Below are 13,670 nucleotides of genomic sequence, written 5' to 3'. Positions count from 1 at the left end.
GCGGTGACAGAATCAGGCGACTTTGGAGGAAACGTAGTCATGGCCACTCGCAATCGCATGCCCCCGTGGCATGAAAATTTCAAGGCACCCAGCGGCCGTGAGCTGCTGATCCGGCCGATACGCCCCGAAGACGGTGCACCGCTGCAGGGCGCATTTGCCCTGTTCGGGCCGGAAGAGGTGCGCGACAAGTTTCTGCAGTCGGTCGAATCGCTATCCGATGAGACGGCCCAGCGCTTGACCCACCCCAATCCAAAGACCGAAATCGCATTGGTGGCGGCCGAGCCGCTGCCTCCGGGCGAGGCATTGGTAGGCGCTGTCGCCCGCGCCTCCATCATTCCCGGCACCCGCGATGCCGAGTACGCCATCCTGGTCAGCCGCTTCCTGGCCGGCCAGGGCCTGGGCCGCCAGCTGATGCGCAAGCTGGTCAAATGGGCACGCGGCAAGTATTTGGACCGCCTGTACGGCGACATTGCCCAGGACAACGAGCCAATGCTGCAACTGGCCGCATCGCTGGGCTTCAAGCAGGTCCCCCACCCCGCAGCCGCCCCCGGGCTGGTGCGGATGGTGCTGGAACTGGCCAACTAGCCCCGGGCTTCACGCTTGCACGACAGGCGCCGGCAAGGCGCCTGTCGGCTTTCCGGCCGGCCCTGCGGGCGGCCGACGCGCATAAGCCAGACCACGCTCAACGAGGCGACAAGGTCGCATCTGGTAAAATTCGCGGTTCATGTCGTCTATCACCTACCCCATTCCGCCGCTGCCCCGTTCGGGCCAGCTCCGCGCCTGGTGGCGCGCTCCGGCTTCCAGCAGCGCGCTGGCCTGGCATGTCGCCTGCGCTGCGCAGGCGCATGACAAGCCGTTGCTGTTGGTTACCCGCGACAACCACAGCGCGCATCAGCTGGTGGCTGACCTGCAGACGCTGCTGGGGGCAAACAGCCCGCTGCCGGTGGTGCCGTTCCCGGATTGGGAAACGCTGCCCTATGACCAGTTCAGCCCGCACCCGGACATCATTTCGCAGCGCCTTGCCGCCCTGCACCGCTTGCCGACGCTGAAACAAGGCATCGTGGTTGTGCCGGTACAGACCCTGCTGCAACGTCTGGCCCCGCTGAGCTACATCGTTGGCGGCAGTTTCGACCTGAAGGTCGGCCAGCGCCTGGACATGGACGCTGAAAAGCGCCGCCTGGAAAGCGCCGGCTACCGCAACGTCGCGCAGGTGATGGACCCGGGTGATTTCGCGGTGCGTGGCGGCCTGCTCGATGTCTATCCAATGGGCGCCGATGCGCCGTTGCGCATCGAACTGCTGGACGAGGACATCGACTCCATCCGCGAGTTCGACCCGGAATCGCAGCGCTCGCTGGAAAAAGTGACTGCGGTGAAGATGCTGCCCGGTCGCGAAGTGCCGATGGACGAGGCCAGCCTCAACAAGGTGCTGGCCACGCTGCGCGAACGCTTCGACGTGGATACCCGGCGCAGCCCGCTGTACCAGGATCTGAAAGCCGGCCTGCTGCCTTCGGGCATCGAATACATGCTGCCGCTGTTCTTCAACCAGACCGCGACCTTGTTCGACTACCTGCCGGACGGTTTCATGACCGTGCTTGGCGTCGGTGTGGGTGAGTCGTCCGCTGCGTTCTGGCTGCAGACCAACAGCCGTTACGAGCAGCGCCGCCACGATATCGAACGGCCGCTGCTGCCGCCGGAAGAGATCTACCAGTCGCCGGACAGCCTGCGCGAGCAGCTCAACAAGCTGCCGCGCGTGGAAGTGTGGGCGGCCGATCATCCGCGCATCGCCGAGGCGCAGGCCCTGGGCGACCAGCCGCTGCCGCCGTTGCCGGTAGCCGCCAAGGATGCGCCGGCTGGGCAGGCGCTGAAATCCTTCATCGAACACTACCCTGGCCGGGTGCTGATCGCGGCCGATTCGCCGGGACGGCGTGAGGCGTTGTTGGAAGTGCTGCAGGCGGCTGATCTGCGGCCTGAGGTTGTGGCGAGCTTCAACGACTTTCTTCCTTCCCCCATCGGGGGGAACAACGGGCCTGCCCCCGCGAAGACGGGGGTGGCTGAAGGATCGGATGGCGAAAAACAAAGCAAGAACAAGAGCGCCCTCACCCCAACCCCTCTCCCGCAGGCGGGAGAGGGGCTTAAGAGCAAAGCGGGGCTCAGCAGGTTCGCCATTACCGTTGCGCCGCTGGATGACGGTTTCGCGCTCAGCGAGCCGGCACTTGCCGTGCTTACCGAGCGCCAGCTGTTCCCCGAACGTGCTGGCCAGGCGCGGCGTACGCGACGGGCCGGGCGTGAGCCCGAGGCGATCATCCGTGACCTGGGTGAGCTGACCGAAGGCGCGCCCATCGTCCATGAGGATCATGGTGTCGGCCGCTACCGTGGTTTGATCGCGATGGACGTGGGCGGCATGCCCGGCGAATTCCTCGAGATCGAATACGCCAAGGGCGACCGCCTGTATGTGCCGGTCGCTCAGCTGCACCTGATCAGCCGCTACTCCGGTGCCTCGCCGGAAACCGCGCCGCTGCATTCGCTCGGTGGCGAGCAATGGGCCAAGGCCAAGCGCAAGGCCGCCGAAAAAGTCCGCGACGTTGCCGCCGAATTGCTGGAAATCCAGGCCCGTCGCCGCGCCCGCGCCGGCCTGGCGCTGGATATCGACCGTTCCATGTACGAACCGTTCGCGGCCGGCTTCCCGTTCGAGGAAACCCCCGACCAGCAGGCCGCGATCGAAGCCACGCTGCGCGATCTGCAGTCCAGCCAGCCGATGGACCGCGTGGTCTGCGGCGACGTCGGCTTCGGCAAGACCGAGGTTGCACTGCGCGCCGCGTTCGCTGCGGCCAGTGGCGGCAAGCAGGTCGCGGTACTGGTGCCGACCACGCTGCTGGCCGAACAGCACTACCGCAACTTCCGCGACCGTTTCGCCGATTACCCGCTGCGGGTGGAAGTGCTGTCGCGCTTCAAGAGCACCAAGGAAATCAAGGCCGAACTGGACAAGGTCGCCGCCGGCACCATCGATGTGATCATCGGTACGCACCGGCTGTTGCAGCCGGACGTTAAGTTCAAGGACCTGGGCCTGGTCATCGTCGATGAAGAGCAGCGCTTCGGTGTGCGCCAGAAGGAAGCACTCAAGGCGATGCGTGCCAACGTGCATCTGCTGACGCTCACCGCAACGCCGATCCCGCGCACCTTGAACATGGCCATGGCCGGGCTGCGTGATCTGTCCATCATCGCCACCCCGCCGCCGAACCGTCTTGCGGTCAAGACCTTCATCACCGCCTGGGACAACGCGCAGCTGCGGGAAGCCTTCCAACGTGAGTTGTCGCGTGGCGGCCAGCTGTACTTCCTGCACAACGATGTGGAAAGCATGGGCCGCATGCAGCGCGAGCTGTCCGAGCTGGTGCCCGAAGCCCGCATCGGCATGGCGCATGGGCAGATGCCCGAGCGCGAGCTGGAGCGGGTGATGCTGGATTTCCAGAAGCAGCGTTTCAACGTGCTGCTGGCCAGTACCATCATCGAGTCGGGTATCGACATCCCCAACGCCAACACCATCATCATCAACCGAGCCGACCGCTTCGGCCTTGCGCAGCTGCACCAGCTGCGTGGCCGCGTTGGTCGTTCGCATCACCGCGCCTATGCCTACCTGCTGGTGCCGGACAAGCGCTCGATCACCCCCGACGCGCAGAAGCGCCTGGATGCCATCGCCTCGATGGACGAGCTGGGTGCCGGCTTCACCTTGGCCACCCACGATCTGGAAATCCGCGGTGCCGGCGAGTTGCTAGGCGAGGACCAGAGCGGGCAGATGGCCGAGATCGGCTTCAGCCTGTACACCGAGCTGCTGGAACGTGCGGTGCGCTCGATCAAATCCGGCAAGCTGCCCGATCTGGATGCCGGCGAAGAACCGCGCGGCGCCGAAGTCGAGCTGCATGTACCGGCATTGATTCCGGAAGACTATCTGCCCGACGTGCACACCCGCCTGACCTTGTACAAGCGCATCAGCTCGGCACGCGACAGCGAACGCCTGCGCGAGCTGCAGGTGGAAATGATCGATCGCTTCGGCCTGTTGCCGGATCCGGTCAAGCACCTGTTCGCCATCGCCGAGCTCAAGCTGCAGGCCAACGAACTGGGCATCCGCAAGCTGGAGCTGGGCGAGAACGGTGGCCGCATCGTGTTCGAGAGCAAGCCCAACATCGATCCGATGGTGGTGATCCAGCTAATCCAGAGGCAACCCAAGCTCTACCAAATGGATGGCCCCGACAAACTGCGCATCAAGCATCCGTTGCCGGAAAGTGCCGACCGTTTCAACGCCGCACGCGCGTTGCTGACCACGCTGCACCCCGGGCGCGCCTGAACGAAAAATCTCGTGAAGATTGCGTGAAAATGGAAGGGCGTTGAAAATAACGCCCCCCCATTTACGCTCGCAGCCGTCCCCCCCGGCTCCGTTCCCATGTCTCCCATCACCACGCCTGTGGGCCTGTCGCTTCCACCCGAGGACAGCTCTTGTGCCATCGACGTATTGGCAGCTGCGCTGGATCAGCGCGACAGCTATACCGACCACCATTGCGATCGCGTCTCCCAGCTTGCCCAGGCCATGGGCAAACGCTGCGAATTGTCCGAGGAACGCATCGGCCATCTCGTGCTCGCCGCGCGCTTCCACGATGTCGGCAAGATCGGCATCCGTGACGACGTGCTGCTCTATCCGGGCAAGCTGGACGACGACAAGAAGTCCGCCATGCGCTCGCATCCGGAACGCGGCGCGCGGCTGTTCGCCGCCACCGGCCGCAGTGATGCCAAGGCTGTGGCCACCTTGATCCGCCACCATCACGAAGCCTGGGATGGCAGCGGCTATCCGCATGGCCTGCAGGGCGAAGACATCCCACTGGAATCACGCATCCTGACCATCGTCGATGGCTTCGATGCGATGACCTCACATCGCCCCTATCGCGATGCGATGGCTACCCAGCGTGCAGTCGAGATCCTCGCCAATGATCGCGGCCGGTTGATCGATCGCCGCTTGTTCGGCGAGTTCATGGGACTGCTGCGCGGCGATCCTGCACCGGCGGCCTGAGCAGCCGCATCACAGTACCGACGACATCCAGGCCTTCGCGTTCGGCAGATCGGCATGGATGCCGCGGCAGCTTCAGAGCCGCGCCCAGGGTATCTGCGCCAAGGCGGTCCTGAGCAGATCCAGCAAGGCCTGCGACTGCTGCAGCCGCTGTTCGCCGATGGCCGCCAACGGCCAGATACCCGAGGCATTGAACGCCACCGCGCCACTGAACCGCGACAGGTCCGACAGCCGTACTTCAAGCGGCAACTGCGGCTGCTCCAGCACGCCCAAACCATCCATCAGCAAACGCTCGGCACTGCCACGCAGCGCCTGGGCCTGCGGCCAATACACCTGCGCTCCGTCCCAGAACGCCAGGTTCCAGGTTGTGCCCTCGCTGATGCGTCCCTGCGCGTCGACAAACAACGCATCGTCGAAACCCTGCTGCAAGGCCTGCCGGCGCAGTTGGAACAACGGGAACGTGCCCACGTGCTTGATATGCGCCAGGTCACGCTGATACGGCACTGGCAACACCGTGCGCGCCTGCGGCGAGACCTGTGCCGGCGCGCCGATGCCGATCAGCACATCTACCGGCACCGTGCGCAGCGGATGGCGGAAATCGAACTGTCGCGAGAACACGGTGATGCGTACCGAGGCATCGCCTGCATCCAGCTGCAGCAACGCCTGCCGCAACCACGTCAGTACCTGGGGGGCGTCGAATTCAACAGCAAACAGCTCCTGCGTGCCCTGTTGCAGACGGGCCTGATGCAGCGCCCAACCCTGCGCCGCATGGTCGCGAACCTGCAGGGAGGTGAAGTGGCCGTAATTGACCAGCGCGGCGCTCAGTGCCCCGGCATCGGCGAGTTGACCGTTGCAGAACAGCACCGTCATGGCAGCGTCTGCGCCTGTGCCCACATCGAACGCAGTATCTGCGCGGCTGGCGCGCGCTTGGCCATCCATGCCGATTGCCCTGCCCAGGCCTGCATTGCTTCCAGCGTGTTGCCGGTATTGGCCTGGCGGCGCATGCCGGCGGTGAGGCCACGCTGCACTGGATACGGCTGTGGAGGCGGCGCACCCGGAGCTTCCGCTGCGCGCACATAGGCGGTTTCCAACGCCCGACCGAGCCGGCCACTGAAGGCGCGGGTAGCACGGGTGGCTTCCGGTTCCGCCAACGCCAGCGCCTGCTTCCAGGCGGCGGGAATATCGGATTCTTCGGCAGCCAGAAACGCGGTACCCACCTGCACCGCGCTGGCACCGAGCATCAACGCTGCGGCAACGCCGCGTCCATCGGCAATGCCACCGGCGGCAATCACCGGTATCTGCAGGCGGTCGACCAGACGTGGCAGCAGCGCGAACAGACCGATGGTCTGCCGTTCGGCCTGCGCTGCGTCGAACGCGCCACGGTGGCCACCGGCCTCCATGCCCTGCGCAACCACCGCATCGGCGCCGGCGGCCTGCGCCTGCAGCGCCTCATCCAGGGTGGTGACGCAGGCGAACCAGGCAATGCCAGCCGCATGCAGGCTGTCCACCTGTGCAGGCGAGAACAGGCCCATGATGGTCGAGGCCACCGCCGGGCGTGCGGCAATCAGCGCGTCGAGCTGGGCCTGGAAATCCGCCGGGCCGGCATCGCCGGCGGCCAGCGGCACCGGCGGCCCCCACTGTGCAAGAAAATCGCGGGTCGCCGCTTCAGCAGCGGGATCACGCCGTGGCGCCGGATCCGGCACCCATAGATTCACCTGCGCCGGGCCCTGCGACTGCTGGGCGAAGGCATCCATCCATTGGCTGATCTGTTCGGGCGTGGACAGCACCGCGCCCATCGCGCCCATGCTGCCGGCATTGGCGACAGCGACCGACAACGGCAGCGGACAGGCGCCAGCCATCGGTGCCAACAGGATCGGTAGTTCAAGACCAAAACGCTGACAGAACGCCTCGGTGCGGGCGGAGATGATCGCGTTGTGCATGGCGGTGACTGTGCCGCCGGGGCCGGCCCCAACTCAAGCAAACGAGAGGGCGTAGGGACGCACCAGCTGGCAGTCCATCTCTTGGTTGATAGTGGAGTTCACATACTGGCCGTCATCGGCGGTGAAATCCACCTGAAAAAGCGAGCGGCCGATGCCGGCACCCGCTTCGTCCACTGCAGGCGCCATTGCGGCGCCCGAGCGAGTGAGGTTGCCGCAGATCGCACACGCGGCGTTCTGCAGCAACCAGCGCGCTTCAACCAAGCGCGCTCAACGGAACGGCAGGCCGCCCTTGCCACCCATGGCGCCGAGCATGCCCTTCATGTTGCGCATCATGCCCTTCATGCCGCCACCGGCCAGCTTGCCCATCATCTTTTCCATCTGCATGTACTGCTTCATCAGCTTGTTGACGTCGGCCGGCTGGGTGCCGGAGCCGCGCGCGATGCGGGCACGACGCGAACCATTGAGCAGGCCCGGGTTGCGACGCTCCTTCTTGGTCATCGAGCCGATGATGGCGATCATGCGCGGCACTTCCTTGCTCTGGCTGACCTGCGCCTTGAGGTGCTCGGGGATCTGGCCCAGGCCCGGCAGCTTGTCCATCAGGCCGCCAATGCCGCCCATGTTCTGCATCTGCTCCAGCTGGTCGCGCATGTCGTTCAGATCGAACTTCTTGCCCTTGGCGACCTTCTCGGCCAGCTTCTGCGCCTTGTCCTTGTCGACCTGCTGCTCAACCTGCTCCACCAGCGACAGCACGTCGCCCATGTCCAGGATGCGGCTGGCCACGCGCTCCGGGTGGAACACGTCCAGGCCGTCGACCTTTTCACCGGTGCCGGTGAACTTGATCGGCTTGCCGGTGATGTAGCGCACGCTCAGCGCGGCGCCGCCACGGGCATCACCGTCGGTCTTGGTCAGCACCACGCCGGTCAGCGGCAGCGCCTCACCAAAGGCCTTGGCGGTGTTGGCCGCGTCCTGGCCGGTCATGGCATCGACCACGAACAGTGTTTCGGCCGGGTTGACCGCAGCGTGCAGGGCCTTGATCTCGGCCATCATCGCTTCGTCGATGGCCAAGCGGCCGGCGGTATCGACCAACAGCACGTCGACGAACGACTTGCGTGCGTCATCGATGGCGGCGCGCACGATGTCCACCGGCTTCTGGTCCGGGCTGGACGGGAAGAACAGCACATCGACCTGCTCGGCCAGGGTCTTCAACTGCTCGATGGCGGCCGGACGGTAAACGTCGGCGGAAACCACCATCACCTTCTTCTTGCGCTTTTCCTTCAGGTGCTTGGCCAGCTTGCCCACCGTGGTGGTCTTGCCCGCACCCTGCAGGCCTGCCATCAGGATGATGGCCGGCGCCGGCACATTGAGGTTCAGGTCGGTGGCCTGCGAGCCCATGACGGCGGTCAGCTCGTCGCGCACGACCTTGATCAGGGCCTGGCCCGGGGTCAGCGATTTGAGGACTTCCTGGCCGACCGCGCGGACCTTGATCTTTTCGATCAACGCCTGCACCACCGGCAGGGCCACGTCAGCCTCAAGCAGGGCGATGCGCACCTCGCGGGTGGCCTCGCGGATGTTTTCCTCAGTCAGGCGGCCGCGGCCGCGCAGGCGCTCGATGGTGCCGGAAAGGCGCTGGGTCAGTGACTCGAACATGCGGCGGAACCTGCGGAAATCGTGGAAACAGAGACAGCAAGTATAGCGGCCAGTCGCCATCGCCGCCGGTTCACGTCGCCAGCGGCGGGCCTGTATGCGAAACTGCATCGATGACAATCGTTCTCATCGCCGCCCTGCTCTATCTGGTGTCCACCGCCCTGCTGGTCCGTGGGCTGGCCGGGGACGGCAGCCCACCGCCGCGCAACTGGCTGCCAACGGCCATCGGCGCGGTGCTGCTGCACGCCGGCTACCACCTGATGGTGGCGCTGAAAACCGCCGGCGGCCCGGACATGCACTTCTTCGCGGCACTGTCGCTGGTCGGGCTGGGCATGGCGGCCTTGACCGCCGTGGTCGGCGCACGCGGGCGGATGTCCGCGCTGGGCGTGGTGGTATTCCCGATGGCGGCGATCCTGCTACTGGCCTACCACGGCTACGGCCATGCGCCGAGCAAGCTGCTCGGCTGGCGCCTGGCTACCCACGCCTGGCTTGCGCTGCTGGCCTACGCCACGCTGAGCGTGGCGGCCCTGCTCGCGATCATGCTGTGGCTGCAGGAGCGGGCGCTGCGCCGCCGCGACTTCCGCCCGTGGCTGCGCGCCCTGCCGCCGCTGGCCGACCTGGAGACCCTGTTGTTCCGCACGATCACGGTCGGTTTCTGCCTGCTGACCCTGACCCTGCTGACCGGCGTGCTGTTCGTCGACAACCTGTTGGCGCAGAAGCTGGTGCACAAGACCGTGCTCAGCGTGCTGTCGTGGATCGTTTTCGGCACCTTGCTGATTGGCCGCCGCCGTTACGGCTGGCGCGGCAGCAAGGCCGTGCACTGGACCCTGACCGCGATGGCGCTGCTGTTGCTTGCCTTCTTCGGCAGCCAGTTCGTGATCGAGCTGGTACTGGGCCGCGGCTGAGACCTGACTTGTAGTGCCGAGCCATGCTCGGCAGAGGCCTTCCCAGCAAAGCATCGGCCCACCTGCATCTTGTGGGAGCGGCGTAAGCCGCGAAGCTGGCAGCAATGAAATTACAGGCACCTTTGGATCGGATCGACCATCAGCTTCGCGGCTTACGCCGCTCCCACAAGCTGGATCGTTGGTAAGGCCCCTGCCGAGCATGGCTCGGCACTACAGTCGCTGCTCATTCCATCGCGGCTTCCAGCGCCTGCGACAGCCGCTCCACCGCGATCACTTCCATGCCCTTCACCGCACCGGCCTTGGGTGCATTGGCCTTGGGCACGATCGCGCGCTTGAAACCATGCGTTGCGGCCTCACGCAGGCGATCCTCGCCGTTCGGCACCGGCCGGATCTCACCGGACAAACCCACTTCCCCAAAGGCAATGGTCTTCTCCGCCAAGGGCCGGTCCTGCAGCGAGGACAGCACCGCCAGCAGCACCGGCAGATCCACCGCGGTTTCCTGCACGCGGATGCCGCCGACCACATTGACGAATACGTCCTGATCGCCGACCAGCACGCCACCATGGCGATGCAGCACCGCCAACAGCATCGCCAAGCGGTTCTGCTCCAGGCCCACCGCCACGCGCCGTGGATTGGACAGCGGCGAGGAATCAACCAGCGCCTGCACTTCCACCAACAACGGCCGGGTGCCCTCGCGGGTCACCATCACGCAGCTGCCGGGCTGGCGGGTGCTGCCACCGGACAGGAAGATTGCCGACGGATTGGGGACTTCCTTGAGCCCCTTCTCGCCCATCGCAAACACGCCCAGCTCATTGACCGCGCCGAAGCGGTTCTTGAAAGCGCGCAGGATGCGGAAGCGGCTGCCGCTTTCACCTTCGAAATACAGCACCGCATCGACCATGTGCTCCAGCACACGCGGGCCAGCGATGCCGCCTTCCTTGGTGACGTGGCCGACCAGGAACACGGCGGTGCCGGTTTCCTTGGCAAAACGCACCAGCCGTGCCGCACTCTCGCGCACTTGGCTGACCGAGCCGGGCGCGGCGGTCAGCGCCTCGGTCCACAGCGTCTGCACGGAGTCGGCGACGATCAACTTGGGCTTTGACTTCATCGCATGCTGCAGGATGCTTTCGACGCCGGTTTCGGCCAGCGCGTTGATGCCTTCCAGCGGCAGATCCAGGCGCACCGCGCGGCCGGCCACCTGCGAAAGCGATTCCTCACCGGTGACGTACAGCACCGGCAGCGTGCCCGCCATCTTGGCCACGGCCTGCAGCAGCAGCGTGGATTTGCCGATACCCGGATCACCGCCCACCAGCACCACCGCGCCTTCCACCAGGCCGCCGCCCAGCACCCGGTCAAACTCGCCGATGCCGGTGGACACGCGCAGATGTTCGGTCTGCTGCACGTCTTTCAGCGCGGTGATCTTGGGCGCTTCCACCTTGCCGGCCCAACCGCTGCGGCGCGACGCCGGTGCCTTGGCGGCGGCCGCGGTTTCCAGCACGATCTCGCTGAGCACGTTCCAAACGCCGCACTCGGTGCACTGGCCCTGCCACTTGCTGTACTCGGCGCCGCATTCACTGCAGACGTAGGCGCTGCGGGTCTTGGCCATGGAAATTCCTATCTGCGTTAGCGACGCAGGATAGCCCACCGATGTCGCAAAGGCTGCGACAACTAAAGTCCCTGCCGATGCTGCCGCTATGCAAGCGGGGCTTTGCCCCGTCTCGACGTTCCAGGAATTCGCATGATCGGCAGTTACAACCAGAGCCTCGTTGTCGTCTCGTTGCTGGTGGCGATACTTGCCGCCTACACCGCTCTGGACATGTCCGCGCGCGTGGCCAACAGTCAGAGCCGGCGGGCGGCGCGCATCTGGCTGGTGGGCGGCGCAGCAGCAATGGGGCTGGGCATCTGGTCGATGCACTTCATCGGCATGCTCGCCTTCAAGCTGCCCATCCCGGTGGGCTACGACCTGCTGCTCACCGGCTGTTCGCTGGCGGCCTCGGTCGCTGCATCCATGTATGCGCTGTGGCTGGTCTCGCGGCAGCGGCTGTCGGCCGCGCGCCTGCTGGCTGGCGCGGTGCTGATGGGCCTGGGCATCGCCGCCATGCACTACATCGGCATGGCGGCAATGCGGATGCAGCCGGGCATCGACTACGACCCGTGGTGGTTCAGCGCCTCGCTGCTGATCGCCATCGGCGCTTCGGCTGCCGCCTTGTGGATCGCCCAGCGCCTGCGCCATCAGCAGAAACGGCTGCTGCCGATGCGCCTGCTGGCGTCGCTGGTGATGGGCGTGGCCATCGTCGGCATGCATTACACCGGCATGGCTGCCGCGCGGTTCCCAGCCGGCGCCATGTGCGGTGCCATCAGTGATGGCGGGCTGGATACCCACCTGCTTGCCGGGCTGGTCATCGTCACCACCATCGCCACGCTGACGGTCGCGCTGCTGGCCTCGGTTTTCGACGGACAGATGCGCCTGCGCACCGGCCTGTTGGCCCACTCATTGGCAAACGCCAACGAAAAACTGGTGCAGGCCGCCCTGCACGATCCGCTGACCCAGCTGCCCAACCGCGTCCTCCTGCAGGACCGTATCGAGCGTGCCATCGAAAAGGCCGCGCGCCGTGAATTCGGCCTGGCGCTGATGTTCTGCGACCTGGACGGCTTCAAGAACGTCAACGATGCCTACGGACACCAGCTCGGCGACCGCCTGTTGGTGCAGTTCAGCAAACGGGTCAGCACGCTGCTGCGCAACCAGGACACCTTTGCCCGGCTCGGCGGCGACGAATTCGTGATCGTGATGGCCATCGACTCACCCGATGACGCGGCCTTGATGGCCGAGCAGATCAGCACCGCCATCAACGAACCGTTCCTGATCGACAACGCCGAGCTGCTGGTCAGCACCAGCATCGGCATCGCCCTGTACCCGGAGGATGCCAGCAGCGAACGCGAGCTGATGGCGCATGCCGACGCGGCGATGTACCACGTCAAGCAGAGTGGGCGAAACGGCCATGCGTTCTTCACCTCGACCATGCAGGCCGGCACCCGCCAGCGTCTGCGCCTGCTGCAGGACCTGCGCCGCGCCATCGCCCGCAACGAACTGCTGCTGCACTACCAACCCAAGTTCCCCGCCGGCGGCAGCCGTGCCAACGGTGCTGAAGCGCTGCTGCGCTGGAACCACCCGGAGCTGGGCATGCTGTCACCGGACGTGTTCATTCCCATCGCCGAGCGCAGCGGCCTGATCATTCCCATCGGCGAATGGGTGCTGGATGCCGCGTGTGCGCAGTTGCGTACCTGGCATGACGCCGGCAATGCGGACTGGTCGATGGCGGTCAATCTGTCGCCGCTGCAGTTCGCCTCACCTACGCTGGTGGAGACCGTGCGCGCTGCACTGCAGCGGCACGCCCTGGACCCCCGCCAGCTGACCCTGGAAGTGACCGAAAGCACCGCGATGAAGGACGTGGACGCCAGCCTGCAGATGCTCGAAGCCCTGACCGCGATGGGCGTGCGCATTGCCATCGATGACTTCGGCACCGGTTATTCCAGCCTGCTCTATCTCAAGCGCATGCCGGCCGCCGAGTTGAAGATAGATCGCGCCTTTGTACGTGATCTTGAACACAACGCCGAAGATGCGGCGATTGTGTCTTCGATCATAGCGCTGGGGCGTTCGCTGCAATTGCAGGTGGTTGCCGAAGGTGTGGAAACTGAGGCGCAACGCGAGTTCCTCGGCGCGCTGGGTTGCGACGTACTGCAGGGCTACCACCTCGGCCGGCCGATGGCAGCAGCCGAGTTCATCAGCAGCAACAGCTGAAGCGGCTTTTCTTCTTTGTGGGAGTGGCATAAGCCGCGAAGCTCGAAGACCATCAGCGCAGAGCCCCTCCCCTACGCCCTCGGCACAAGCAACGAAACGGTAGTGCCGAGCCATGCTCGGCAGAGGCTTTCCTAAAATTTCGTCAGCAGTTGTAGGAGCGGCGTAAGCCGCGAAGCTGATGGGTCAGCAGATCCCAGAGGAAACGATCACGTAACGGACGTCAGCTTCGCGGCGTACGCCGCTCCAACAAACGCCTGCAGGCCAAAGCTTTGTCGGGAAGGCATCTGCCGAGCATGGATCGTCACGAAACAAAAACAAAAAACACAATG

10 protein-coding genes are annotated in these 13,670 nt (G+C 65.4%); 5 read left to right on the top strand and 5 right to left on the bottom strand.

The window, feature by feature from the left end:
• Positions 1-39 precede the first annotated feature (39 nt).
• From ABE493_RS13405 to ABE493_RS13395, 3 genes are all read left to right on the top strand, one after another.
• On the top strand, positions 40-585 hold the full coding sequence (locus ABE493_RS13405; RefSeq protein ID WP_346499413.1) for a GNAT family N-acetyltransferase: 546 nt from the start codon (positions 40-42) through the stop codon (positions 583-585).
• A gap of 139 nt (positions 586-724) precedes the next feature.
• Positions 725-4,339 carry a transcription-repair coupling factor gene (gene mfd, locus ABE493_RS13400; RefSeq protein ID WP_346499412.1) on the top strand — a complete coding sequence of 1,205 codons (3,615 nt, stop codon included), beginning with the start codon at positions 725-727 and terminating at the stop codon, positions 4,337-4,339.
• Positions 4,340-4,435: 96 nt separating this feature from the next.
• Positions 4,436-5,056 carry an HD-GYP domain-containing protein gene (locus ABE493_RS13395; protein ID WP_346499411.1) on the top strand — a complete coding sequence of 207 codons (621 nt, stop codon included), beginning with the start codon at positions 4,436-4,438 and terminating at the stop codon, positions 5,054-5,056.
• 72 nt (positions 5,057-5,128) lie between these two features.
• On the opposite strand, the gene ABE493_RS13390 is transcribed toward ABE493_RS13395, so the two are convergent.
• Genes ABE493_RS13390 through ffh form a run of 4 tightly spaced genes read right to left on the bottom strand, consistent with a single transcriptional unit; the run spans position 5,129 to position 8,640 of the window.
• The gene (locus tag ABE493_RS13390; RefSeq protein WP_346499410.1) at positions 5,129-5,923 is read right to left on the bottom strand and encodes an aminotransferase class IV; all 795 of its coding nucleotides are present in this window, start codon (positions 5,921-5,923) and stop codon (positions 5,129-5,131) included.
• A complete protein-coding gene (locus ABE493_RS13385) occupies positions 5,920-6,993 on the bottom strand; it encodes an NAD(P)H-dependent flavin oxidoreductase (protein WP_346499409.1) in 1,074 nt (357 codons plus the stop codon). The genes ABE493_RS13390 and ABE493_RS13385 overlap by 4 nt, the downstream gene beginning before the upstream one ends.
• A gap of 33 nt (positions 6,994-7,026) precedes the next feature.
• Positions 7,027-7,254 carry a hypothetical protein gene (locus ABE493_RS13380; RefSeq protein ID WP_346499408.1) on the bottom strand — a complete coding sequence of 76 codons (228 nt, stop codon included), beginning with the start codon at positions 7,252-7,254 and terminating at the stop codon, positions 7,027-7,029.
• Positions 7,255-7,260: 6 nt separating this feature from the next.
• A complete protein-coding gene (ffh, locus tag ABE493_RS13375; RefSeq protein WP_346499407.1) occupies positions 7,261-8,640 on the bottom strand; it encodes a signal recognition particle protein in 1,380 nt (459 codons plus the stop codon).
• Between the two features lie 110 nt (positions 8,641-8,750).
• Here ffh and ABE493_RS13370 point away from each other — a divergent pair, with 110 nt between their 5' ends.
• The gene (locus tag ABE493_RS13370) at positions 8,751-9,542 is read left to right on the top strand and encodes a cytochrome C assembly family protein (protein WP_346499406.1); all 792 of its coding nucleotides are present in this window, start codon (positions 8,751-8,753) and stop codon (positions 9,540-9,542) included.
• A gap of 223 nt (positions 9,543-9,765) precedes the next feature.
• Here ABE493_RS13370 and radA read toward each other — a convergent pair whose 3' ends face one another.
• Entirely contained in the window at positions 9,766-11,148 is a 1,383-nt protein-coding gene (radA, locus tag ABE493_RS13365; RefSeq protein WP_346499405.1) for a DNA repair protein RadA, read from the bottom strand.
• A gap of 132 nt (positions 11,149-11,280) precedes the next feature.
• Between radA and ABE493_RS13360 the strand changes: the two genes are divergently transcribed.
• Positions 11,281-13,341: a putative bifunctional diguanylate cyclase/phosphodiesterase gene (locus ABE493_RS13360; protein WP_346499404.1), complete on the top strand. Its 2,061-nt coding sequence runs from the start codon at positions 11,281-11,283 to the stop codon at positions 13,339-13,341.
• Positions 13,342-13,670: the final 329 nt, after the last annotated feature.

Source organism: Stenotrophomonas terrae (genome assembly GCF_039674165.1).
Classification (GTDB): Bacteria; Pseudomonadota; Gammaproteobacteria; order Xanthomonadales; family Xanthomonadaceae; genus Stenotrophomonas; species Stenotrophomonas terrae_A.
Note: the sequence above shows the minus strand (reverse complement) of the source record. Positions and strands in the feature narration are given on the sequence as shown.

Excerpts from the sequence above, each read along its gene's own strand:
- ABE493_RS13405 (WP_346499413.1), top strand. The coding sequence starts at position 40 with ATGGCCACTCGCAATCGCATGCCCCCGTGGCATGAAAATTTCAAGGCA.
- mfd (WP_346499412.1), top strand. The coding sequence starts at position 725 with ATGTCGTCTATCACCTACCCCATTCCGCCGCTGCCCCGTTCGGGCCAG.
- ABE493_RS13395 (WP_346499411.1), top strand. The coding sequence starts at position 4,436 with ATGTCTCCCATCACCACGCCTGTGGGCCTGTCGCTTCCACCCGAGGAC.
- ABE493_RS13390 (WP_346499410.1), bottom strand. The coding sequence starts at position 5,923 with ATGACGGTGCTGTTCTGCAACGGTCAACTCGCCGATGCCGGGGCACTG.
- ABE493_RS13385 (WP_346499409.1), bottom strand. The coding sequence starts at position 6,993 with ATGCACAACGCGATCATCTCCGCCCGCACCGAGGCGTTCTGTCAGCGT.
- ffh (WP_346499407.1), bottom strand. The coding sequence starts at position 8,640 with ATGTTCGAGTCACTGACCCAGCGCCTTTCCGGCACCATCGAGCGCCTG.
- ABE493_RS13370 (WP_346499406.1), top strand. The coding sequence starts at position 8,751 with ATGACAATCGTTCTCATCGCCGCCCTGCTCTATCTGGTGTCCACCGCC.
- radA (WP_346499405.1), bottom strand. The coding sequence starts at position 11,148 with ATGGCCAAGACCCGCAGCGCCTACGTCTGCAGTGAATGCGGCGCCGAG.
- ABE493_RS13360 (WP_346499404.1), top strand. The coding sequence starts at position 11,281 with ATGATCGGCAGTTACAACCAGAGCCTCGTTGTCGTCTCGTTGCTGGTG.